Origin of the sequence: Chitinophaga sp. (assembly GCF_019236475.1) — a bacterium.
Classification (GTDB): domain Bacteria; phylum Bacteroidota; class Bacteroidia; order Chitinophagales; family Chitinophagaceae; genus Chitinophaga.
Genome location: NZ_JAFAIX010000012.1, coordinates 1,363,182 through 1,386,551, shown reverse-complemented (window position 1 = coordinate 1,386,551; position 23,370 = coordinate 1,363,182). Strand labels below are relative to the sequence as shown.

Sequence of the window (23,370 nt, the reverse complement as noted above, 5' to 3'; positions counted from 1 at the left end):
CCAAGGAAATTTTTATTATATATAACGTATGGAAAAACATAAGCATTGCTTCCTTTGCCAGCATAGTTTACCGGAATGGCAGGGCGCTATTGCCACCAACGCCAAAATTCAGCATTTCAAGAAGGGCGCGATAATATTCCGGGAAACAGAAGATGTAAAAGGCTTTTACTTTATACACAGCGGCAAGGTGAAAGTGCACAAAAAATGGGCGGATGACAATAAGGATCTTATCGTGAAATTTTCCGGAGCTGGAGATATTTTAGGGCATAGGGGCTTGGGAGAAGCGCATCACTACCCGGTAACGGCTACTGCAATTGAAGATGTGGATGCCTGTTTCATCACGGCTGAATTTTTCCACACCACCTTACTGGTCAATCATGAATTGGCGTATAAAATGGTACTTTTCTATGCCAACGAATTACAAAAGGCGGAGCAGAGTATGCGAGACATGGTGCATATGAGCGCCAAAAGCAGAGTGGCCAATGCTTTATTGAAAATCAAACAACTCTTTGGAGCCACTAAAGAAGGCGTGATACTATCCTCATTGAGCAGACAGGAAATCGCTTCCTTTGCAGGCACGACGTACGAAACGCTTTTTAAAATACTGAATGAGTGGATAGACGAGGGGCTTGTATTCGTGTCTGGCAAAGAGATTACAATCAGAGACGAGAAAAGATTAAAGAAGATGATAGACTAGCATCGTACTTTTGCAAGATGAAATATATCAACACTGTTGGCCTGATAGCATTAGAGAATCGAAAATTATTATTGGCATTCAGTAGTAATAAAAAGGCTTGGTATCTGCCAGGAGGAAAAGTGGATCCCGGAGAAACCAATCTGGAAGCCATTACCAGGGAGATCAAAGAAGAACTTAACCTGGACCTTACACCAGATGATTTACAGGAATATTATTACATAGAGGCGCCTGCTTTCGGGGAACAACAGACCCTAATGAAGCAGCATACATTTCTATGTCAACTGAAAACTCCCCCACAGCCAACGGCAGAAATAGCGGCCGTGAAATATTTCAGTCCAGCAGATTATGCGCATGAAGAACACCAGGTCCCGGGTGTATTGAAAGCATTTCATCAATTGAAGGTGGACGGCCTGATTGATTAATGGGTGGTACTTTCTGAAAACAGTAATCTATTTCCGAAGGGGTCGTGTACTTGCATAGTGATGGCGTCCCAGGGAGCTTCTTCGAGGCCTGGCTTGTTGTATTTGTAGTTCTTATCCATCAGTATTTGGTGATAATCTTTCAATCCTGACGTTTCAATAAATACTTTTGCACCTGGGCAACAATCGCCGTGATGTTCTGTCAGGTGAAGCAGGATATCTCCTTTAGAAACCTGCATGTATAGTGGGGAATTATCTTCAAAACGATGCTCCCAATCTACCTGGAAGCCCAGCCAGTCTTTATAGAATTCCATAGCTTTTGTTACATCGAAGATGCGTAAAACGGGGATAACTTTGGTTGCCATCAGTGTGATTTTTTATACATCTAGTTAAAGTTAGGAAAAATAATATCATAGGGAGACAGCCAGTAATCGTTGCTGAGTGGACAATCTGAAAATCGGGCGATGGTGTCTCCCGTAAATAATACTAGTCGGGGTCACGCATATTCCTTTTCATCCAATCTGGTGCGTCAAAATGCCCTACATAGGTGATTTCATCGTTTTTATCTTCCTCATAATAATCTGATAAAACGATACGAATATCTCCCTTGTATTCCACGGCCATAATATGTTCACCCTCAGTGTGCGCGCAATGTGACATAAAATAAACTCCATTTTCTTCGCGATAAGACGCAGAGCCGAAGTAAGCCATTCCCATCATATTAAAATCCAATCGCTCTTCCAGTTCCGTGGGAAATGGTTGTACGGGGAACATTTCAGGGATATCTTTCAGCATGATCACTTGGTCCACTAGAAAAAATACTTCCAGGTTATGCGCATCATCTACTTCTCCAAACGCCTGTATGGTGCCGTAACAAATGCAATCTTGGAAATCCGCCCAACGAGCCACATGTACCACTCCGTCTTCCTCATAAGAATACGTAATCTGGTCGCGGTGAATATTGGGAAGATAGGATAGCCATATCTTTTGTTGTGGCATAATAGGGAGACTGCCATTCATCCAAACGGAATAGGTAGTTCCAATTTCCGGGCAAGTAACCGGATCATTCCAATAGCTTCCGAAGGGTTTAAAATAGGGACTACTTACAGGGTTTTGCCAAGGCCCAATAAGGGGTTTAGAAAAAAGTCTTTCAGGGCGTATTTTCTTCATAGGATTTTTACTATTCTAAGGTACAAATATAACCACTCCTTCATTGCCCTCATCATCCTCTTCGAGAATGAATTGCCAACCCAATTGTTTTGCGATATCAATTAACACAGGCAAATACATATCCTGATGGAATCGCTTACTAGTAACAATTGACAATAAAGTACTGATTTCACTGGTACTATTAGGCCCAACTGAGAACCCTCCATCTGTGGTATAAACAACGCTGATATTCAACCAGGGAAATGGTTCTTTGTTCTCAAATATAAGCGGCGCTTTCTGATGGAACACGCCTGTGTTCAGTAAAACTTGCACTATCTCTGCTGTAGGCAGGGACTTCGTATAGTCGGCGTCGTTACGAATTTCATAATAGCCATAGCGATCACTCCACATAATTACTTTATTATTGATTGATATTTCTATATCGTTTCCTATACGCTCCTGGCGTCATTCCTTTATACTTCCTGAAATACTTCGTCAGGTAACTTTCATCATTAAACGCCAGTTCAGATGCTATTTCCTTCAAGCGCATATTGCTATACACCAATCGGGTTTCAATCAATTTCATTCGGTATTCCACTAGGTAATCCTGGATATTCCGACCCGTATGTTTTTTAAAATACTCGCCCAAATAATGCGGGGATATATTCAGCTTTTCCGCCATCACCTCCGTTTTCAGGGCTACAGGATCAGTGATATGTTGTTGGATATACGTAATCAGGCGCATGCCCGCAGGCTGATCGCTGCCGGTGTTGACGCCCGGCCCTTCACTGGCAATGAGGTTTCGGGCAATCAGATTGATGAGAATGGATAGCGATTGCCGAATGATGAGCACATGTCCGTATGACTTCTGCTGATATTCCCGAATAATCCCTTCCAGCAGCACATGGGCCGTTTTTTCATCTACTTTCTCTCGGAATATACATCCTGCTTTTGCATGGAAGTGATGCAGGATATAGCCGATTTTTTTAAGGTTATCGCAGGTTTCGATGCGCTCATTTTCAAATCGTACTTGATCAATAAACCCAGGACTAAATCGCAAGAACGCAATACTGCTATTGTTTTCCGGTTCGAAGGTATATTGTACGCCCTGTTGTAGTAAAAACAATTTACGAGGCCCATACCGATAATTATATTTTTGATCTGTATGTAGACCACTGCCCTCCAACACGAATGCCATCTCAAAATAATAATCAGAACGAAACTTGTAAACTTCCGTTCCCATCTGCACTATCACCACTTCTGCCTGATCAATAATTTTCGTAAATGCCATCTTTAAAGGTACAAAACAAACCCCTTAAAATACCATTTTTATTGTACTATCTACTGTTATTTTGCTATTCAAATAAATCAGAATGGATGCAATACAATCGGCGTACTCCACGCGCAGATGGCTGATACTGGCCATATTATCTGCTGGAGCGTTCTTATCGCCGCTGGATTTTATTATCGTCAATGTGGCTTTACCAGATATTAAAACGGCCCTTAATGCATCAGAAACCGCATTGCAACTGGTAGTGGCGGGATATGGACTGACTTATGCGGTATTGGTAGTTACAGGGGGACGGTTAGGAGATATTTTCGGACGTAAAAGAGTGTTTATGTCTGGGATGTTGTTATTCACCTTTGCATCCGCCTGTTGTGCCAATGCGAAAGACATTAACTGGCTGATAGCCTCTAGGATTATCCAGGGAATGGGCGCGGCCATGCTTGCGCCACAGGTAATCGCCACGATTAGGGTAATATTTCCGCCAGCAGAACAACCCAGAGCCATGGGCATATTTGGAGCCGTATTTGGTTTGGCGGTAATAGCTGGTCAGTTGCTGGGTGGTATATTGATAGATGCGCATCTCTTTGGGTGGACTTGGGAAAGTGTGTTCATGGTTAATCTCCCGGTAGGTCTCATCTGTTGTACCATGGCTTATTTCTTTATGGAAGAGAACCAAGCGGCAGTGCGTCCGAAACTGGATATTGGGGGAATCGTATTGGCAACAGTTTGTTTGTTATTGTTTATTTATCCGTTGGTAAAAGGTAGGGAAGCACACTGGCCACTTTGGGTATTTATTTCTATTCTCTTCTCTGGAGTTACAGGCTGGTTGCTATTTCACTATGAAGAACGATTGCTGGCGCTAAAGAAATCGCCTTTATTGCACACGCCCTTGTTGCGGAATGTGACCTTTCTGAAAGGTGCAGGTGTCGTCTTCCTATATAATCATACTGCTGCGATTTTCCTCATCTTTCCATATTACTTACAGAATGGCCTCCACAAAGACGCATTTGAAGCAGGACTGGCTGTCTTGCCCTATGCCATTGGATTCTTTATAGCGCCACTCGTAAGTCATCGGTTCCAGTTTTCAGGCCATCGTTTAATACAAGGAGGATTATTACTGATTACCATGGGTTGTATATTGGGCGCTGTTGCGATTCACTTTGAACCAGAGCCTGGGCTGTTATTAAAAACAGGACTGTTAATGGCCGGAATTGGTCATGGTACCGTGATGCCTGCCATGCTCCGACAAATCATGTCTGATATAGACGTATCCCTCGCCGGACAAGCATCAGGGATTGTCAGTACCGCTATTCAGGTGGGAAGTGTAACGGGAACGGCAGTCATAGGTACTTTGTTTTTCACCTTGTTGGAATATTTTTCGTATAGTCGTTCTATTGAGATCTCTTTTATCACCTTATCAGTGATATTCTTCACTGGATGGCGACTAGCGATCAGCTATAGTAAATCACATTTTGCAAACATATGAATCATAGAGAAGAGGCCCGGAAGATGGTCATAGACTTTCATATTGCCATTGCGCAATGGTTTAGGGCAGATAAGACCGTCAGTATAGATCAGTTATTATCGTATTTCAGTGAAGACTTTCACATGGTAGGTCCAGGTGGTAATGCTATGGGATTAGCAGCATTTGCAGCATGGCTGCCGGGTGCAAAAGGCAGCAGACCGGATATTGTTATCACTATTGATAACTTGGAAATTTTCAGCACTTTTCATCATACGCTGGCTTATTATGAAGAAAAACAGGAGATGGGGAATAAGACAACGGTTCGTAGGTCCAGTGCTGTTTTTAAAGTAGAGGATGGGAGGTTAAAGTGGTGGCAACTAAAAGAGGAGTGGATTTAGGAAAATTTAAAATAAAACGATAAATATTTTTTGTTTTATTTTAAATTCACTTATCTTCGATTTAAAAATTGTTATGAATAAACTCCAAGGTCGGCACCTTATTGGGCTGGTTGCATGGGCCACCGTTGTTTCCTCTGCTGTGGCATTAATTTACTTTACCAGATGGCTAATACCATTGCTTTCGGGTCAACATTCTTATGTAGCACCCAGTACTGGTATTCCCGTTCTATGGTTTGTGGTGAAGATTGCCAGTTATAGCATATTTATGACGGTTGGGATACTGTTGCTACGCCTCTATCGGAAGCACAAGAGAGCTGGCTATTTTGCAGAGGATAGTATTCGTGTATTCGACAAGGTTATTATATCCTGTTTAATATTGGCATTATTAGGATTTATTCAAACATTTTTCAACAATATAGACGCCTTACATACAGATGAGTGGACATCTGTATGGGCTATAACTAATAGATTGCTCCAGTTTTCCATGCACTTCTTTGTGCTAAATGAACCACAAACGATGTACCTGCTGTTAGCAGCCATATTGTGGATAGTACGCCAGTTCGTGGTGAGGGCGATAGTAGTCAAAAATGAAAACGAATCATTTATTTAGTTATGGCGATAGTTGTCAATTTGGATGTGATGATGGCCAAGCGCAAAATTTCACTGAATGAGCTGGCTAAACAAGTTGGGGTTACAAATGTGAATCTATCCATTTTAAAAAATGGGAAAGCCAAAGGCGTCCGATTTGATACACTGGAAGCTATTTGCAAAGCATTGGACTGTCAACCTGGAGATATATTGGAATATAGCGCCGAAGAGAGAGAAGCAATGAAATAAGTAACTAAACCTTCCATATAGGTGCGTATTGGTAGGTTTAGTTAATTTGTATCCATAATATTTCTGGTATAATTGCTAAATCAGCATTTACTTACCGAGGAAAAAATCAAGCAGGTCTTTTTGCACTTGCGCCGTATTCTCCTGCACTACCCAATGTCCGGCTTCACTAATATTAGCACCTACTACATTTTCCGCTACCAGCTTGCAGTGATCAACGAGGTAGGATGATGCTGAATGATCCCCTCCCAGCGCGAGCAAAGGCATTTTTAATTTATTCTTCATGAACTGAAGATTATCCGCAGCATCCTGGTTGAATGCACCAAACCAATGAAAAGCTCCGGTGGTAGCACCTTTTACGGAATAAGCCCGGATAAATTCAGTCACTTCCTCTTTTGTAAATGGATGCTTCACATATCCTACTACAGGCCAAAAATTGGTCAGGAATAATTGTTCCCTTCCTGCCACCAGTTCTCCGGAAGCTGGCCATGCATAAAAACCAAACCACCATGCATGCGCTCTTACCTGGCTCCATACTGGCTCTACTCCAGGGAGCAATGCATCCATTAATGCCAGTTTTTTCACCTCATTACCGAATTGTGCAGCATAGGCGTAGGCCACCATTAGTCCAATGTCATGACCAGCAAGATTAACGGAGTTGTAGCCTAATTTCTTCATGAGTTCATGTACATCAGTAGCCATTGTTTTTTTATCATAGCCCGTTGCTGGTTTATCACTTTCGCCAACACCCCGCAAGTCAGGCGCGATCACGGTGAAATGTTTGGAAAACTCAGGCAGCAGGCGGTTCCACATATACCAATTTTGGCCAAAGCCGTGTATAAGCAGCAGCGGTTCTCCCTGGCCACCGATGACATAATGTATTCTTACACCATTTACCACTGCGGACGCATGTTTAAAGCCTACAGGGGGAGCTGCTGGTTTGCTCGTTTGCGATATTGATGCGTTATGATGTGTTGCTGGAGGATTAGTTGCATTAAGTTGGTTGAATGCTAGCGATAGCATAATAATGGAGAGTGTAAATATTCTTTTTATCATAGCTTAATATTTTAGGGGTAATAATGCTAATGGGGGGCCTTTTTGAAGCCAAAGTAAGTTCAACCGTGGCTATCCTTTATCTATTGAAAATACAACTATTGCAGATAAAAAACAGAAGGATCTCTTCTAAGAATTGTTTAAATTTAGGATGTATACTTTCTACTACTCCTTTTGCTTCCCTCAAAACACCAGAAAGCCCCGACCACAAGCAGGATACAACTTTCCAGGAAAAAAACTAAAACTGATAATTATGCCTAAGTATGTTATCGAACGCGAAATACCTGGTGCAGGTAAATTCTCAGAAGAACAATTGAAAGCAATTTCACAAACTTCATGTGGCGTTCTTAGCAATATGGGCCCACAAATTCAATGGGTACACAGCTATGTCACAGGTGACAAGATCTACTGCGTTTATATCGCACCCAATGAAGAACTGATTCGTGAGCATGCAGAAAAAGGAGGATTCCCCGCCAACGCTATCAGCGAAGTGTCTGCCATTATTGACCCTACCACTGCGGAGTAAAGTTTAGAAAAAACCTAAGAAACCATCCTATCTCTTTCCAGTTGTTGTAATACAACAGTGGAGTAATTGTTACATGCGTAACATCAAGGATTAAAAAATAAATAATCAGACTGATCAAATAGGGTAAACGAATGACAATGCGTTTATCAACTAATAAAAATCTAATAAGGAATCCAAACAAATTTACTACTTCAACGGTTTCTATAATTACAACTAAAACAAACAGAAACCCTCTTTATTTTTCACACCTCAAAAATAAAACTATGGAACCCAAAACAGAAAACAACACTTCACTCCAAAATGCAAGGGATGCAGTACAACTCTGTAATGTTGCCATTGACACCAATCCTGTAAAGAATATCGGAACACTCATGCCAGGCTGGAAAATAGTCTGGAATGGAGGTCAGGTAACTGATCCCAACTATGCATTTGTTGCCATAGACGTTACTGGGCAAAAGTACGCACTGGCCATCAGAGGTTCAGTTGTGCCTAGTGATGTATTCAATCAGTGGGATGTATTCGTTGACTGGGTACTGGAAGACCTGGACGTAGCATTGGCATATTGGCCATTTGCTAGTACCGCTATGCCTTGCATCAGTGCTGGGGCTTATGTTGCTTTCACAAGTTTATTGCTGATGCAAGATACCATGGGATCTGGCCAGTCCCTCGCCGATTTTCTGATTACCCATACAGCCAAACAGGGTAAAGAGCTGATTATTACAGGACATAGCCTGGGCGGCAATATGGCCAATGTTTATGCTTCCTATTATGCAGAAACGCTTAAACGGAAGGGCTTACCTCTTAACAACATTTCTCTCTTCACATTTGCAGCACCAGCACCTGGCAACAGTGATTTCGCAAAGGATCTGGATGCCAAATTGCCTACTGCATATCATTATCAGAATTTAAATGATGTAGTTCCTTACTTCCCTGTTGCAGAGGGACTCGCAGCTACAGGTAATCTGTATAACCCTCACCCAGCAGCATCTGCCATTAAAGTTACATTTAACCATAAGCAGATTACTTTGCAAAGTGCATTTCAATTACTGGGAGAGCTGTTTCTCCTGGCAGGTTACCAACAACCCAAAAAGAACTACATCACCTTCACCGCTAAACTGTTTCCTGAATTGGAGAAAGACAATATTCAGGATTGGTTGGGCCAGGCAGGTTTCCAACATCAGTTATTTAACTACGCGAACTATTTAGGTGTTACACTGCCAGCTCATGCCAAGAAACCAGTTGCACAGACTGTTTAAACAGATCTATTACCAATAAAAGGGCAGCGCTTAAAAATAGATGCTATCTTTTGGGATTAGTAAGGTCACATATATAGATAAAAAAAGCTCGTATTATTACGAGCTTTTTTTAGTTTACTTCTTTATATAATTTTCAACCTTATTAGATTTGGGACGTCCTGAAAACGGTTAATGTATTGCTGCAAGGCGCTCCCTGGTATACACTGGGCCTGATTAACGAGCTGTAATATTTTTCTCTTTGATAAAATCTAGTGTTGCTTTCCACCAATCGAGCTGTGATGCTATAGTAAATTCCATTCCATTCCCTGCACTATCGCGATTACTTGTCCAAATAAATACGCCATCATAACCAAGGTTGTACAAAGTGCTCAACACAAATTTCCAATCATCATAACTTAAAAAATTGCCTCCAATCGCTTGAGGACATATAAAAGCATAAGCCGGATTACTGCTCTTATATCTCTTGATCTCGCTCAAATTGGCTTGAACATATTGCCCCCAAGTGGCCTTATCAATGGTACTACCATAGACGTAGTTGTCGGGTGCAAAGAATTGTACCATAGGTACAATTTCTGCCATTCGATCATTCGTCTTTTGCCAATTTTGATATTTATCGGGGGTAGAAATATTATTCCAAGTCCATCTCGTTTGTGGGAAATTACCATAAAAACCCAATGGAGAATTGGGGTTATAGCTTCTGTATAAATTAATTACTTTTTTAAAGCTATCTATTGTTGCAGGCAAATCCTGAGCAGCGAAGCTCCAAGCCTCAATGTCTAAAATGATAGGCACTTTAGGATCTCTATTTGCATCTGCCTGTGCCAGGGTAGCCAATTTGGATGAATTGATCACCTTACAATCCAGATTCGAATTTCCCTTGCGCGAAGGATCCCCAGCAATGGTGTCCAGAAAATTTCCCGGATAATGTATAACAGAAGCACTGATCCCATACCCTGATAAATCACTGGGGGTGTGATTGTAATGGATCTGGCTATATATGACAAAAGACCTTTTTGGAGGTTCAACTGTACCAGATACCTGGTCATTTTTATTGCATCCGTACGAGAATAAACTGATAACACTTAATATAAACAAGGCATAGATTCCCTTTTGTTTCATGCTCCCCAATTGTTTTAGTACAGAGGTCAGACAATAATTCAACAGGAAAGTTTAAGCTACTGTACCATTCAGCCTTTATGCCTGGTTTGATTCCTACTTTATAGTTATCATTGGCTACCTTTATATGCCGGAGGTGGGTGCTACTTAAGGATATTGACCTGAATTTACGCCTGTCCTTCGTTGTCAAGTGATTTTATATTTTTATAAACTATTATGATAGATTTATCTCATACAGAGAAACATATTCACCGTGTCACGAATTTTCAAGACCTCGTTTCTACGCCATTTATTGGAGAAATTAATGCGATGTGTTGGACTCGTAATTTAATAGGTGATTTTTCTGAGATTGTTAAAAAGGTAGTACTAAGCGGAAATATAACGACCATTGGGGAAGAGGAACTACGTGAGCTGCAGTTGAGTGAACAAGGACAACTTGCCCGTGAAATTCTTTTAAATGACATGAGGGTATTGGAAGATCACGGCGCATCGCCCATCCTTAATGTCATCCAATACTATGATCGGGATAATGCCTACCCATTTTTCCCCACCGATGTTTATTCCTATCATGTTGATCGCTCGCCCATACCAGTTGATACCTTTTTATGCACCTACTATGGAGAGTCGAGTGAAATATTACCCAACGGGCAAAGCGAAAAGAAAGTACTTATTCCGGAAATACGTGATGAACTTAAAAAACTATATCATGGAACAGATGAAGGTTTTGAATCATTCTTAAGTGACCATTTCTTTGATCTGCACTATCAGGCAAAACGTAATGCGCGTCCAATAAGCTTAGGTCTTGGTCATCTATGGAGATTGGCGGTTGATCATCCTGAAAGTAAAGTTCCTTCTTGTGTTCACCGTGCACCAGAGGAAAAGCCTGGAGAGAGTAGGTTGTTGCTAATCTGTTAAACACAGATCCTTCAAAGTAAGACGCTATATTAAAAACGCTTGACCGCTATACTTTGACATGTAGAGAACAAACCTGACATTATGTAAGAATGGATAGGGTTAATCAAACATACTAAAAACAAAAAAGCCTTCAAATCTATTGACTTGAAGGCTTTTTGGGTCGGGGCAACCGGCACTAATTTCTACCTATAAAATACGCTGTTTTTCTGCTTCATCTTTGAGGGAAGCTAACCACTTATCCAGAGAAGTGTCAAGGCCGGTTTGAAATTTATGCGTGAGTAATTTTACCAGCCAACCTTCCATACTTTCCCGGATCTCCACCCTTGTATATCCTCCGGTTAGCGGTGTAAATGTCCAGGTATGAATGGCAAATGTTCCGAATGCAGGGCCAGACCAGGCGATCTTTGAATATGGTTCAGCTACTTTAATATTGGAACATATAGATAAACCATTTGATTTCCAGGTAAATGAATTACCGGCTTTAAAATCTCCCTTTAAAACAGGGCTTTTATTATCACTTTCCCACCTCTCCCATTTATTGACATCTGTCAGTATTGTCCATACTTTTTCAGGGGTAGCATGAATGGTTATAGTCTTGATCGACTGAACTGGAGCCTTTGTATTGTAGACAATCGCCTGGGACGGGTAAGCGCTGAAGAATTCCAAGGCTCCAATAGTAAGAGCTAATAATAATGTTGTTGCCAGAATACTATAAAGAATTTTTTTCATGTTAATACTTTTTTTGACTATGATTGATAGTGACAAAAGTAGAAAGCCATGATGCGCAGAAATTGTAAGAAAACGAAATATCGATGTTTACCGGAATTAAAGAAGACCTGTTATCTTTACAACAATGGAAAATAAAGAAGGCTATAATAGTTACCGGATTCCAGTGCCGTCGGCATTTGAAGAAATGTTTTCACATTTTTATTTTGCGGAAAACATATCCGGTACAACCATTATTCAGACCCTAATGCCCTCCTTCCAAACGATTATGGTTTTCAGCTTTGGTAACCCGGTTTCTTTTATAACTAAAGAAAATGATGAGGTATCAGTAGAGAAATGCCTAGTGATTGGCCCTATCAAACATGCTTTTGATTATATTTTACCATCTTCGTCAGAAATACTGGTAGCCAATTTTAAAGATGATGCCTTTTTTCGTTTTTTCGGGCATGCAATTCTAACACAAAATATCGCTGTACATCCCGATGAATTGTTGAACGAAAATTGTTTCCATCTCTTATGGTCGGATCTAGGTAAATTAACAGATAACGAAAGCCGGATCAATCACATCCTTAGTTTTAGCAAGCCATATATAAGAAGCCGAAACCATATAGCCAGTCAAATAGCTGGTTTTAATGTCGATAACCTGAGCCCTGTGAAAGAAATTTCCGAAAAGAATCAGATATCGGAAAGGACAATCCAGTTAAACCATAAAAAACATTTCGGCTACTCTGCCAAGGAGATCAGCCGCTATCAACGTTTTTTAAAAGCTATACAGCAAGTGCAGTCAATTGCTGCTTCAAATGATGCAAAAGTGGACTGGTTCGAAGTGATTTATGAATGTGGATATTACGACCAGAGCCAGCTCATTCACGATTTTAAATATTACCTCAACCTTACTCCTTCTAAATACCTGAAGTTCCAGCAAGGCATCTGTAATCCCAGGTCCTGACTTTCGTTTTCTTACAATTTTAGTAAATCGCTGATCGCCAATTTTGTGTCATCAAAAACTAATTTATGACACAGACAAAAATTCTTATTTCAGGCGCTACAGGAAACGTGGGCACCCAATTAGTAAAACAACTTGCAGCATTAAACATACCATTTAAGGCTTTGGTACGTAATGGCGATCATAACGAGCTACTGAAAAGCCTGCCACAAGCCGAGATCATCATAGGTGACCTGGCTAATGAATTGGCATTGATTGATGCAATGCAAGACATCGAAAAAGCATTCCTGCTGACTAACTCATCAGAACAGGCAGAGCAATTGCAATTGAATTTTGTACATGCTGCATATCGTGCAGGTGTAAAACATATTGTAAAATTATCTCAATATGCTGCCGATGAAAATTCTCCTGTTCGTTTCCTGCGTTACCATGCCAAGGTAGAAAACAAGATCAAAGAACTGGGATTGAGCTATACATTCCTTAGGCCAAATTTGTATATGCAGGGACTGATCGCATTTAAGGACTATATCAAAACCAGTGGAAAGTTTTACGCATCTGTGGGCAATGCCGCCATTAGTGCGGTCGATATCAGAGATATTGCAGCAGTTGCAGCCAAGGCACTGACTGAAGCGGGGCATGAAAATAAGATATATAACATCACAGGTAGTAGAGCCATCACGCACAATCAAATGGCAGATATATTTTCTCGTGTGCTCGGAAAGGAGATCGTGTTCGTCGATGTAACTCCAAATCAGATGGAAAGAGCTTTAAGAGATGCGGGATTTCCTGAATGGCAGGTAGGAGGCTTGATCGAAGACTATGCGCACTATTCCAGGGGAGAGGCGGCCGAAATCTATAATACGGCTTGCGATATAACCAATGTCGCTCCAATTAGTTTTGAGCAATTTGTAAACGACTATAAGGAGTTATTTAGCTAACAAATCATTGGAAAATAATAAGATCATCGTGAAGCGCAGTCAAAAATCAATTGATATATTTATATGAAAAGATAAAATTCTGAGGGCTTTAAATCAATTTCGGATTACAAGTTCGAACCTCGAAAAATACATATATTGCAAACCTGCATTGTATTATAGGCAGGAATAAAAAAAGAGAGAATGGTAATAAAACCATTCTCTCTTTTTTGGTCGGGGCGGCAAGATTCGAACTTGCGACCTCCACATCCCAAATGTGGCGCGATAACCGGGCTACGCTACGCCCCGGAACCTTGTTCCGGTGTGCAATTCAGATGTTTGATTCCCTGATTGCGGAGTGCAAAGATAGCGAGAAGTTTGCGAGAAAACCAAATTGATTTTCAGTTTTTTTAAAAATAATTTTTCAGGGAGATAGCTGGCACAATAGCTTTCAGCCGACTAACCAATACACAACGGCCACCACAGACACTTACAAAGGATCGCTATTTATTCTTCCAGATTTTCCAGCGAAGCAATATTTCTAGTTGAACCGTTGGTTTTATATTGATTCCGGCGGAATCTTTAGCGGAATGTATGACTGGAATAGCTGTACGAGCACCTATTTGCCACCTTTTGAGGTCATAGTAAACCTCTGCTGTTATATTTCCCTGGAATTTCCCAATGCTGTTCCACAAACTATCTTTATTTATATTGATGGTAGTGTTACTATGAACGCCCAAACTATCCCTGATATAAGATACACGCTGAATGGAACCTGTATGCCCAATATAGCCTTGTATACCAGCACTACCGAAGAACTGACCTACCAACCGATGATGATAGGCTAGGCCTGCCTTATATCCGAATGTCTGTAACAAGGTCAAAGACGTTGTACCTCCTGTGCTTCCGGCCCAGGGGAGCCACATGTAAGGCTGATGGTCATAGGTTTGAGTAGCCATCACATTAAGATCAAGGCTGATGGCGGCATTTTTCCAAGTTCGTTGGGCACGTATACCTGGAATTATTAATCTGTATAGCTGCGAGTTGCCGGCAGGACCATTGTAAAAACCCGCATTACTATTGATGGGCATTGCCACGCTCCACTGGGCCATGGCTTCCCAATTTCCGGGCATATGTATTTTACTTTTCGGCATACGGTAATTGGCCATGAGCTGCATTGTTTCAGCACTTACTTTCAATGGCTCTAATGTAGCATGAATGCTTCCTGAGGGCCGGAGCGATTGACACTGAATAATGGCGGGGTATCCAGGTTGCCCCGTGCCCATAGTACCAGGAGAGCTAATATCAGAAGGGGCCACCATTCCAGGATGGTCCACCACAGTTGTATTTACTGATTGCTGCGCAATTGGAGATTGACTTTTTCTACCAGTAAAGGAATTATTTTTCAGTATAAGTTTTTTGTTTGGAATGGTATTACCACTGGCCAGATCAGGAGTTGCCAATGATGGGTTATTAGACGTCGGCTCATTTTCTTTTGTGCTGGTAGGGTTATTCGTGGTGGAGAGGTTTTCCTTTCCACTATTCGACAAATTACCCTCTCTTGCCTTTTCTGGACCTATTGCACTTTTTTCAACAGTTGCATTCTTCTTTTCTGCTTTTCGCTTTGTAGTATGCCCAACTGGTAGTGTCATAGGGGGACCAGTAACAGTAGCTCTATTGGCGCTCGCAGAACCAATTGTAGCGCCTTGCCCCTTTACACTAGAAGAGTTTTTTACAAATGTGGATAACCCATTATTCACAGCACCACCTGATACTGTCCCCTGGCCATTTACACCGGAAGGAGTTTTCCCAGATGTAGCCACGCCGTTATTCATAATACCTCCTGATACAGCTCCCTGGCCGGTTACACTAGATTGCGCGTTACTAGATGCAGATACCCGATTATTCACAACACCACCGGATGCTGTACCTTGGCCATTTCCACTAGAAGAAGTTTTCCCAGATGTAGTCGCCCCATTATTCACTGCACCACGTGATGAGGATCCCTGGCCGGTTACACTAGATGGAACATTTCCAGATGTGGATAACCCATTATTCTCTGCCTCAGCTACCGTCGCTCCAGGAGTTGCCCCAGCCTGATATGACAAGGAATCTGATCGCCCTGTCATCGTTGAGTGATGCTTATCGAGCAATGCTGCCTTTTCTGAGTGCGTCATTCGGTGGATCCCATAATAGATCGCCCCTGCACTCAATACAGTTACGACGGCATATTTGACAATGGTGAGCAATTTATCGCCAATACTACCGGCAAAGGGGCTGGCATTCCCGCCGGATGGGGAATTCACGGGCATGGCTTTATTTAGTGCCTGTTCCATGAGCTTCCAGCTTTGATCAGCGGGTGGTATGGGAATGGGTACATTTTCCTCATCAAAAAATTGCATATGCAAATTACTTTCGCTCACTCAGATATCATTTAAGGTAGTACTTCTCCAATATCGGTTTCAATTTACTTCGTGTTTCGCTCAGGTGCCATTTTACAGTGCCAGGACTTTGTTGGAGCATCTCGCCAATTTCTTTTATAGGAAAGCCTTCCAGGTAGAATAATGAACAGACAGCCCTGGTAGATGGAGGTAACGTATCGAGCAACTTATAAATATCTTCCCATGCTAGTTTGCTCAAAATATTATTCTGCGTTACAATCACATCTTCCTCTATGGCGGTGTGTACAGGCCATTTCTTCTTGCGGATTTTATCCAGTGCCGTATTTCTGACTACAGTATATACCCAATTAAAAAACGCTCCTTTTGCAGCATCATACTTCTCCAATTGTGTAAATACCTGTAGCATCCCATCATTCAGCACTTCAACGGCTTCTTCAGGCTGACTGAAGAACTTTCTACACAATAAGAATAACGCCGGATAAAACTTCCGGTATAACTTCTCCTGACTACGTCTGTCATTGGCCAGGCACTCACGTATCAATTGCTGTAAATCTTCCAAAGGATTAACCTATTACAGAACTAAATATGGGTTACCAAAATGGGAAAAGTTGCTATAGACTTTTCAGTCTTACAGCAACTATCTGTTGTGTTTACCACTGTTTTTTACCACTGTTTACACGTGTCAAACAGCTTGATGGTATACTAACATGATCGGTTATACGTCATTAAAATCTCCTCACAGATCCCCTTAATGTATCCGAACCAGGATATCTTGGCGTATCTACCGGATGACGAGGCGAATCCACTGGCCAATGCGGCGTATCAATCGGGTAGCGTGGACTATCCACCGGCCAACGTGGCGTATCGCGCGGATGCCTAGGGGTATCTACCGGCCAATGTGGTTTCGTTGTATCGCCCGGATGAGGAATCGAATCACGATGAGTAGTGTCACGGGGATGACCTGTAGAATCTAATCCTAAAGCCGCACTTTTAGCTTTAATTTCCTGCAAGGTCTGTACATTATTGTCCTTTCTGCAACCAATAATACAAATAATACCAAGCACTAACACCAAAAAAGATAGGGGAAGATATCTCATAGAAAGTCTGTTTATTATAGTAAACGGGAAACTAAAACCGAAAGGTTGGGTAATGGGAAATATATTTTCCAGTAGGTAAGTTTAAGCCGACACTTATAAGCCCAAAATGACCACTTAGGAAAAAGGAGATACCAATTGCCATTTTAAAGCCTCCTATACTCCAGGACCATACTACCTTTATATTAGCTTACATCCTGTTTTTGTATCCTCAAATTTTCCATCATTCATCTTATTAATCTGTCCGGGTAGCAGGAGTTATCTTGTTGGCCCCATGTGCGGAGACAGCGAGATTGTCTCCGCTTTTTATTTTCTACTACTTCATAGGCACCCTTTCAACAGGTAATATCAACAAAGATTGCATAATAGCATTTACAACTACTGCGCCTCTTCTTTTTCTATCGCGAAACCCTGTATAATAGTAATATCCTAATTGTACAGCTAATGCGCTTATTTCAGGTGTTTAAAACGTGTTTAGGGAGACACGGAGCCCTTTGCCTTCCAGCGGTTTAAAACAGCAGGAGAATGCGTATTATAGCCATTATAACTTTATATAACGAAGAGATGATGGATGCAAGTAGGAACAATCATAAAGTGTCATGCGGTTTACAATAACAGGAGAATGCACATTACAGGCATTATAAATTTATATAACGAAGAGATGATGAATGCAAGTAGAAGAAGTGGTAAAGTATAAAAACAAAAAGGACAAGCCTATATGACTTGTCCTTTTGTTTTCGTCGGGGCGGCAAGATTCGAACTTGCGACCTCCACATCCCAAATGTGGCGCGATAACCGGGCTACGCTACGCCCCGATCCCGGTTTGTATTCAGCGGTGAGGGAGGGATTCGAACCCTCGGTACAGTTTAACCCGTACGACGGTTTAGCAAACCGTTCCTTTCGGCCACTCAGGCACCTCACCATTTTTCCTTCGTAGTACTTCCGTGAAGGGGTTGCAAAAATAGGAATTATTTTAAATCCACCAAAAGCAAATGATATTTTTTTAAAAAAAATTTTCAAATAGATGAAAATCAATCAAATAAACAATTGCTTTTAATATGCCAAAACCCGCTACTGCATTGAGTTCCAGCGCACAACACCTCCCAAAACAAACATGCCCCCGCTTTTAGCGGGGGCATGATGTAAATAGGTTACAAGGGGGCTACATTGCTGCCAACTGCACTTTTTGTTGTAGTTCAATCACACTATCTCTGAAATTATTATCAGTATCCATCAGGTCTTTTACGGTCTGACAAGAGTGGATAACTGTGGTATGATCTCTTCCTCCAAAATGTTCACCGATCGTTTTCAGCGAGTTTTTAGTAAAAGATTTTGCCAAGTACATCGTAATCTGACGAGCCTGCACAATCTCTCGCTTACGCGTCTTCTGCAACAGCTTATCATAAGGTACATCGAAATATTCACATACCATCTTCTGGATACTTTCTATCGTAATCTCTTTAGAAGACGTTTTTACAAAAGACTTCAGCACACGTTTCGCCAACTCCAAATCAATTTCTTTACGGTTCAGGGAAGACTGGGCCAGCAGAGAAATAAGCGCCCCTTCCAGCTCTCTTACGTTTGTCTGAATATTATAAGCTACATACTTCACTACCTCTTTAGGCATCTCCAACCCATCATTACGCATCTTCATCTCCAGAATTTCCATCCTGGTTTCAAAATCAGGAATCTGAATATCCGCACTCAATCCCCAACGGAAACGACTCAACAAACGCTCCTGTACACCATCCAAATCTTTCGGCGCCTTATCTGAAGTCAGAATCAACTGCTTTCCCGATTGATGCAAATGGTTGAAAATAGCAAAGAATGCATCTTGCGTTTTTTCTGCACGCGCGAAAAACTGAATATCATCTACAATCAATACATCTATCAACTGATAGAAATGTATAAAATCATTAATGATATTATTCTTCGAGTGATCAATAAACTGATTGATGAACTTTTCCGCACTTACATACAATACGGCCTTGTTTGGGTGAATGCGTTTCACCTCATTACCAATTGCCTGTGCAAGATGCGTTTTCCCCAATCCCACACCACCATAGATTACAAGCGGATTAAACGAAGTTCCTCCTGGCTTTTCTGCTACAGTCTTTCCAGCACGACGTGCCACACGGTTACAATCACCCTCGATATACGAATCAAATGTATAATTCGGATTCAATTGTGAATCTATCTGTACGCGCTTGATTCCAGGAATCACAAAGGGATTCTTTACAGGATTCTGAATCGTTAACGGGAAATCTACTTCATTGTCTTTTTGCGGTTTTGTAAACTGCGTCGGCATGTTTACGGTTCTAGGATTCTGGTGTGGCGTACCGTTCTCGACTACAATGCGGTATTCCAACCTGGCTTCTTTACCTAATTCTCTCTTGATGGTTTTTCCTAACAATCCCACATAATGCTCCTCCAAATACTCGTAAAAGAATTGGCTGGGGACCTGGATGGTTAAAACATTGTTTTCAAGTTTAATGGGTTTTATGGGTTCAAACCATGTCTTAAATGGCTGCCACTCAACAATATCCCTAATTATATTAAGACACCTTTCCCAAACTTGTTCGCAAGTTTTATTCATTGAGATAAAAAAAATTAGTTTGTTTCTTAATTAAGGATGTTCTCGAATTCGCTATTCCTCAACGCAGGATGTCGAAAAAATGTTCAGACAGGACGACGAATATCTGTAGAAAATGTTGAAAAAAAAAATTTATCTACCCTTGTTTATATTATCCTGAATACAGTGTGCAAACACCCTCTGCTTGCCCGCTGCTAGCGCTTTACAGCACTGACATACCTCGGTTTTTTGGCATTTCAAACCGGCTTGATTTGCAATCGCTTTTCTGAAGCATTGGCCATTTTATCTTAAATAGTATCGCATTCATGATAAAATAACATCGTACCGATTTTTTTACATGTTTCTATTCCAGGAAAAATCCTGAGATATTCACACTTTTTTTTGCGAGGGTGCAAAACTATGTTAGTATCTCCATTAAAAAAAATGTGTTTAGGGCTAGTTTATAAGCAACTATTTTTTTATATACCCGCGCGCCTGTACTCAAATAAAAATTATTTGTACGCCCTTTGTCGAATACCTATCTTTGGGCCTTCTGAATTTAAATTAATTATCTATGAGTTTTGAAATTACCGGAAAGCTGATTGTGAAATATAATACGGTGCAACGTAGCGAAACCTTTAAAACAAGAGAGTTCGTTATCGAAAAATCTGATGATATCAACGGCCGTGTTATCAATAACTATATCAAATTCCAGGCTGTACAGGACCGCACTGGTATTGTTGACCGGTTCAACGAGGGTGAAAATGTTAAAGTTTATTTCAATATCAAAGGTACCCGCTGGGAAAAAGATGGTAAAGTAAACTACATCACCAACCTCGACGCTTGGCGTATGGAATCTGTTATGGCTGCCCCTGCACCGGGCGCTGATGCAATGCCTAACTACAATACGCCACAAATGCCTGCTGGCGGCGATAGCAACGACGATCTCCCTTTCTAAGAAATTACCATTAATAACTTACGGATTTGAAGAGTCCACCGGCTTAAACCGGAACTCTCCAAATCCGTATTTCTTTAGGATAACTACCTAACATGATTCATCAAATATCTGTAAAATTACTGCCAGCCGAAGCCGCTGCTCCCGCCGCTATTACTAATGCCGCCGCCGCCGCTCTCAGCATCCCCGCTAAATCCATTACGGGATATAACCTGCTCAAACGCTCTATTGACGCCCGTTCCAGACAGGTTTACTTCATCCTCACCATCCAGGTTTTTGTGAATGAACCATTTCACAAAAATGAACACAATGCCTTTGTATACAAAGAACTCCCCGCTAATGCCCCCGCTGTGCTGATCGCCGGCGCTGGCCCTGCAGGACTCTTTGCTGCATTACGACTCCTGGAAGCTGGTATCAAACCAGTCATCATCGAACGCGGTAAAGATGTACGCGCCCGCAGAAGAGACCTTGCCGCACTCAATAAAACAGGTATCGTCAACCCCGACTCCAACTACTGCTTTGGTGAAGGTGGCGCTGGTACTTACTCGGATGGTAAATTATATACCCGATCCAATAAACGCGGCGATATCAATCGTATCCTTAATATCTTTATCCAGTTCGGAGCAGATGAAAAAATCGGCATCGATGCACATCCCCACATCGGTACCAACAAACTACCACATATCATTACCGCTATGCGGGAACAAATCATTCAATGTGGTGGGGAAGTTCACTTCGATCAACGTATTAATCATATAGATATCCAGGATGGTCAGATAAAAGGCGTAAAAACCGCTAGTGGCGCCTATTTCAACGGACAACACCTGATCCTCGCCACCGGCCACTCCGCCCGCGATATATTTATCATGCTCGATCAGCAACATATTCTCCTGGAAGCAAAACCTTTTGCTCTGGGCGTTCGCGTGGAACATCCTCAGGAACTGATCGACAGCGCTCAATACCATTGCGCATTAAGAGGCGAATACCTGCCTCCTGCCAGCTATAGCCTCGTAGAACAAGTAGATGGCCGCGGCGTATTCTCTTTCTGTATGTGCCCAGGTGGTATCATTGCACCTGCATCCACCGATCCAGGTGAACTGGTGGTCAATGGATGGTCGCCCTCCAAAAGAAATAACCCCTTCGCGAATTCAGGTATGGTGGTAAGTATTGAGGCATCCGACTTTCAGCCGTTTGCCGATAAAGGCAACCTCGCTGCTATGTACTACCAACGTGAAGTGGAAATAGCTGCTTTCAATGCAGGTGGTGGCAAATTTGTAGCGCCAGCACAACGTATGACGGACTTTGTGAATGGTAAAGTATCTGCTTCACTGCCAGAATGCTCTTACGTTCCTGGCCTCAATAGCGTCAATCTCCGAGAAGTACTACCCGCTACTGTACATACCCGACTAGCAGGAGCTTTCAAAGCATTTGGCAAAAAAATGAAAGGATATTATACTGCCGATGCGGTGCTGGTAGCCACTGAATCCCGTACTTCTTCTCCTGTCCGTATTCCTAGGGAAAATGATACCCTGGAACATCCACAGGTGAAAGGTCTCTACCCTTGTGGCGAAGGCGCCGGTTATGCTGGTGGTATCGTTTCTGCCGCGATGGATGGAGAACGCGTTGCTGCCATGATTGCGGCCAGATTAACTTCTTAAACATTTTCCAGCTACTCCAGGAGGATTTTCATGATTTATGATTAAATTTCATCATGAACCTCCTGGAAGTACAACACCTGAAAAAATACTATGCCACCCATAAAGCAGTTGATGATATCAGCTTCAACATCGCCCAGGGTAGCATATTTGGCCTACTCGGCCCCAACGGCGCAGGAAAGACAACTCTCCTTCGCATGATCACCGGTATCTTCCATCCCGACTCCGGTGATATCCTGCTTAACGGCAAACCCTTTGACCCTATGATGGACCTCCAGTACATCGGTTATATGCCGGAAGAAAGAGGCCTCTACAAAAAAATGATGGTAGGCGAACAAGTACTCTACCTCGCACAATTAAAGGGTCTCGATAAGAAAACTGCCCAAGCCAAAATCAAATACTGGTTCGACAAATTTGAACTCCACAGTTGGGCAAACAAAAAAGTCGATGAACTCAGTAAAGGAATGCAGCAAAAAGTACAGTTCATCTCTACAATTCTGCATGAACCTAAACTACTTATCCTCGACGAACCATTTTCTGGCCTCGATCCCATTAATTCCAACCTGATCAAACAGGAAATCTTCCACCTTAGTGAGAAGGGCACTACCATTATCTTCTCTACCCATCGCATGGAACAAGTTGAAGAAATCTGTGACCATATCATGCTGGTAAACAAAGGGCATAAGATCCTGGATGGCAGCGTTAAACAAATACGACAGGATTTTAAACAAGGACTGTTTCGTATAGGAGTAGGCGTTATACCTAACCCTGCACAAATGGCTACCTGGCACTTCACCATTGTGAAGGTAGAAGATCATGCGTATGTACTGAAACGCAATCCCGACAGTACTACCAACGATATCCTCCTTCATTTTATTAACCAGGAGATTCCTGTTACTTATTTTGAAGAGATCCTTCCAAGCATCAATGAAGTATTCATCTCACAGGTACAACGTACTGAAACCCTTGCTGCACCTCAACCTGCCTGAA

At 41.9% G+C, this 23,370-nt stretch carries 24 protein-coding genes and 3 tRNA genes; 14 read left to right on the top strand and 13 right to left on the bottom strand.

All coding sequences use genetic code 11. From position 1 onward, the window contains the following. Positions 1 to 28: 28 nt before the first annotated feature. Both JO154_RS21950 and JO154_RS21945 read left to right on the top strand, forming a co-directional pair. A complete protein-coding gene (locus JO154_RS21950) occupies positions 29 to 697 on the top strand; it encodes a Crp/Fnr family transcriptional regulator (RefSeq protein WP_291949634.1) in 669 nt (222 codons plus the stop codon). Between the two features lie 17 nt (positions 698 to 714). Then, the gene (locus JO154_RS21945; RefSeq protein WP_291949631.1) at positions 715 to 1,119 is read left to right on the top strand and encodes an NUDIX domain-containing protein; all 405 of its coding nucleotides are present in this window, start codon (positions 715 to 717) and stop codon (positions 1,117 to 1,119) included. Here JO154_RS21945 and JO154_RS21940 read toward each other — a convergent pair. The 4 genes from JO154_RS21940 to JO154_RS21925 form a co-directional block, all read right to left on the bottom strand. Further along, positions 1,116 to 1,481, bottom strand: a complete 366-nt coding sequence (locus JO154_RS21940) for a glyoxalase superfamily protein (RefSeq protein ID WP_291949628.1) — start codon at positions 1,479 to 1,481, stop codon at positions 1,116 to 1,118. The genes JO154_RS21945 and JO154_RS21940 overlap by 4 nt on opposite strands. Positions 1,482 to 1,602: 121 nt before the next feature. Beyond that, positions 1,603 to 2,286, bottom strand: a complete 684-nt coding sequence (locus JO154_RS21935; RefSeq protein WP_291949625.1) for a hypothetical protein — start codon at positions 2,284 to 2,286, stop codon at positions 1,603 to 1,605. Positions 2,287 to 2,301: 15 nt separating this feature from the next. Next, entirely contained in the window at positions 2,302 to 2,676 is a 375-nt protein-coding gene (locus tag JO154_RS21930; protein WP_291949623.1) for a hypothetical protein, read from the bottom strand. Positions 2,677 to 2,686: 10 nt separating this feature from the next. Then, the gene (locus JO154_RS21925) at positions 2,687 to 3,556 is read right to left on the bottom strand and encodes an AraC family transcriptional regulator (RefSeq protein WP_291949621.1); all 870 of its coding nucleotides are present in this window, start codon (positions 3,554 to 3,556) and stop codon (positions 2,687 to 2,689) included. An 82-nt stretch (positions 3,557 to 3,638) separates the two neighbouring features. Between JO154_RS21925 and JO154_RS21920 the strand changes: the two genes are divergently transcribed. From JO154_RS21920 to JO154_RS21905, 4 genes are all read left to right on the top strand, one after another. After that, positions 3,639 to 5,039: an MFS transporter gene (locus JO154_RS21920; RefSeq protein WP_291949618.1), complete on the top strand. Its 1,401-nt coding sequence runs from the start codon at positions 3,639 to 3,641 to the stop codon at positions 5,037 to 5,039. Beyond that, entirely contained in the window at positions 5,036 to 5,416 is a 381-nt protein-coding gene (locus JO154_RS21915) for a DUF4440 domain-containing protein (protein WP_291949615.1), read from the top strand. The genes JO154_RS21920 and JO154_RS21915 overlap by 4 nt, the downstream gene beginning before the upstream one ends. A 73-nt stretch (positions 5,417 to 5,489) precedes the next feature. Beyond that, entirely contained in the window at positions 5,490 to 6,026 is a 537-nt protein-coding gene (locus JO154_RS21910) for a hypothetical protein (protein ID WP_291949612.1), read from the top strand. Between the two features lie 2 nt (positions 6,027 to 6,028). Beyond that, positions 6,029 to 6,253 carry a helix-turn-helix transcriptional regulator gene (locus JO154_RS21905; protein WP_291949609.1) on the top strand — a complete coding sequence of 75 codons (225 nt, stop codon included), beginning with the start codon at positions 6,029 to 6,031 and terminating at the stop codon, positions 6,251 to 6,253. An 87-nt stretch (positions 6,254 to 6,340) separates the two neighbouring features. On the opposite strand, the gene JO154_RS21900 is transcribed toward JO154_RS21905, so the two are convergent. Next, on the bottom strand, positions 6,341 to 7,306 hold the full coding sequence (locus JO154_RS21900) for an alpha/beta hydrolase (RefSeq protein WP_291949605.1): 966 nt from the start codon (positions 7,304 to 7,306) through the stop codon (positions 6,341 to 6,343). 250 nt (positions 7,307 to 7,556) lie between these two features. Here JO154_RS21900 and JO154_RS21895 point away from each other — a divergent pair, with 250 nt between their 5' ends. Together JO154_RS21895 and JO154_RS21890 are read left to right on the top strand one after the other, a co-directional pair. Further along, positions 7,557 to 7,829 carry a DUF4242 domain-containing protein gene (locus JO154_RS21895; protein ID WP_291949603.1) on the top strand — a complete coding sequence of 91 codons (273 nt, stop codon included), beginning with the start codon at positions 7,557 to 7,559 and terminating at the stop codon, positions 7,827 to 7,829. 263 nt (positions 7,830 to 8,092) lie between these two features. Next, entirely contained in the window at positions 8,093 to 9,085 is a 993-nt protein-coding gene (locus JO154_RS21890) for a hypothetical protein (protein ID WP_291949600.1), read from the top strand. 213 nt (positions 9,086 to 9,298) lie between these two features. Here the strand turns inward: JO154_RS21890 and JO154_RS21885 are convergent, their stop codons facing one another. Then, positions 9,299 to 10,204, bottom strand: a complete 906-nt coding sequence (locus JO154_RS21885) for a hypothetical protein (protein WP_291949597.1) — start codon at positions 10,202 to 10,204, stop codon at positions 9,299 to 9,301. Between the two features lie 213 nt (positions 10,205 to 10,417). Here JO154_RS21885 and JO154_RS21880 point away from each other — a divergent pair, with 213 nt between their 5' ends. Continuing rightward, positions 10,418 to 11,116 (top strand): hypothetical protein, encoded by a 699-nt coding sequence (locus JO154_RS21880; protein ID WP_291949594.1) that lies wholly within the window; start codon positions 10,418 to 10,420, stop codon positions 11,114 to 11,116. A 186-nt stretch (positions 11,117 to 11,302) separates the two neighbouring features. Here JO154_RS21880 and JO154_RS21875 read toward each other — a convergent pair whose 3' ends face one another. Next, positions 11,303 to 11,845 (bottom strand): SRPBCC family protein, encoded by a 543-nt coding sequence (locus JO154_RS21875; protein WP_291949591.1) that lies wholly within the window; start codon positions 11,843 to 11,845, stop codon positions 11,303 to 11,305. A gap of 124 nt (positions 11,846 to 11,969) precedes the next feature. Between JO154_RS21875 and JO154_RS21870 the strand changes: the two genes are divergently transcribed. Together JO154_RS21870 and JO154_RS21865 are read left to right on the top strand one after the other, a co-directional pair. Continuing rightward, a complete protein-coding gene (locus JO154_RS21870) occupies positions 11,970 to 12,791 on the top strand; it encodes a helix-turn-helix domain-containing protein (protein ID WP_291949588.1) in 822 nt (273 codons plus the stop codon). A gap of 65 nt (positions 12,792 to 12,856) precedes the next feature. Further along, on the top strand, positions 12,857 to 13,726 hold the full coding sequence (locus JO154_RS21865) for an SDR family oxidoreductase (RefSeq protein WP_291949585.1): 870 nt from the start codon (positions 12,857 to 12,859) through the stop codon (positions 13,724 to 13,726). A gap of 207 nt (positions 13,727 to 13,933) precedes the next feature. Here JO154_RS21865 and JO154_RS21860 read toward each other — a convergent pair. The 6 genes from JO154_RS21860 to dnaA all read right to left on the bottom strand — a co-directional run bounded on the left by JO154_RS21860 (position 13,934) and on the right by dnaA (position 19,794). Next, a tRNA-Pro gene (locus JO154_RS21860) sits at positions 13,934 to 14,011 on the bottom strand. A 194-nt stretch (positions 14,012 to 14,205) separates the two neighbouring features. Beyond that, the gene (locus JO154_RS21855; RefSeq protein WP_291949582.1) at positions 14,206 to 16,104 is read right to left on the bottom strand and encodes a hypothetical protein; all 1,899 of its coding nucleotides are present in this window, start codon (positions 16,102 to 16,104) and stop codon (positions 14,206 to 14,208) included. 28 nt (positions 16,105 to 16,132) lie between these two features. Then, positions 16,133 to 16,663, bottom strand: coding sequence for a sigma-70 family RNA polymerase sigma factor (locus JO154_RS21850; protein WP_291949579.1), 531 nt, complete (start codon positions 16,661 to 16,663; stop codon positions 16,133 to 16,135). A gap of 1,275 nt (positions 16,664 to 17,938) precedes the next feature. Next, positions 17,939 to 18,013, bottom strand: a tRNA-Pro gene (locus JO154_RS21845). An 18-nt stretch (positions 18,014 to 18,031) separates the two neighbouring features. Further along, positions 18,032 to 18,120, bottom strand: a tRNA-Ser gene (locus tag JO154_RS21840). Positions 18,121 to 18,360: 240 nt separating this feature from the next. Further along, positions 18,361 to 19,794, bottom strand: coding sequence for a chromosomal replication initiator protein DnaA (dnaA, locus tag JO154_RS21835; RefSeq protein WP_111595019.1), 1,434 nt, complete (start codon positions 19,792 to 19,794; stop codon positions 18,361 to 18,363). 550 nt (positions 19,795 to 20,344) lie between these two features. Between dnaA and JO154_RS21830 the strand changes: the two genes are divergently transcribed. From JO154_RS21830 to JO154_RS21820, 3 genes are all read left to right on the top strand, one after another. Then, positions 20,345 to 20,728, top strand: coding sequence for a DUF3127 domain-containing protein (locus JO154_RS21830; protein ID WP_111595020.1), 384 nt, complete (start codon positions 20,345 to 20,347; stop codon positions 20,726 to 20,728). Positions 20,729 to 20,820: 92 nt separating this feature from the next. Further along, complete coding sequence (locus tag JO154_RS21825) at positions 20,821 to 22,383, top strand: NAD(P)/FAD-dependent oxidoreductase (RefSeq protein WP_291949570.1); 1,563 nt, start codon at positions 20,821 to 20,823, stop codon at positions 22,381 to 22,383. Between the two features lie 53 nt (positions 22,384 to 22,436). Continuing rightward, on the top strand, positions 22,437 to 23,369 hold the full coding sequence (locus JO154_RS21820) for an ABC transporter ATP-binding protein (RefSeq protein ID WP_291949568.1): 933 nt from the start codon (positions 22,437 to 22,439) through the stop codon (positions 23,367 to 23,369). Position 23,370 lies beyond the last annotated feature (1 nt).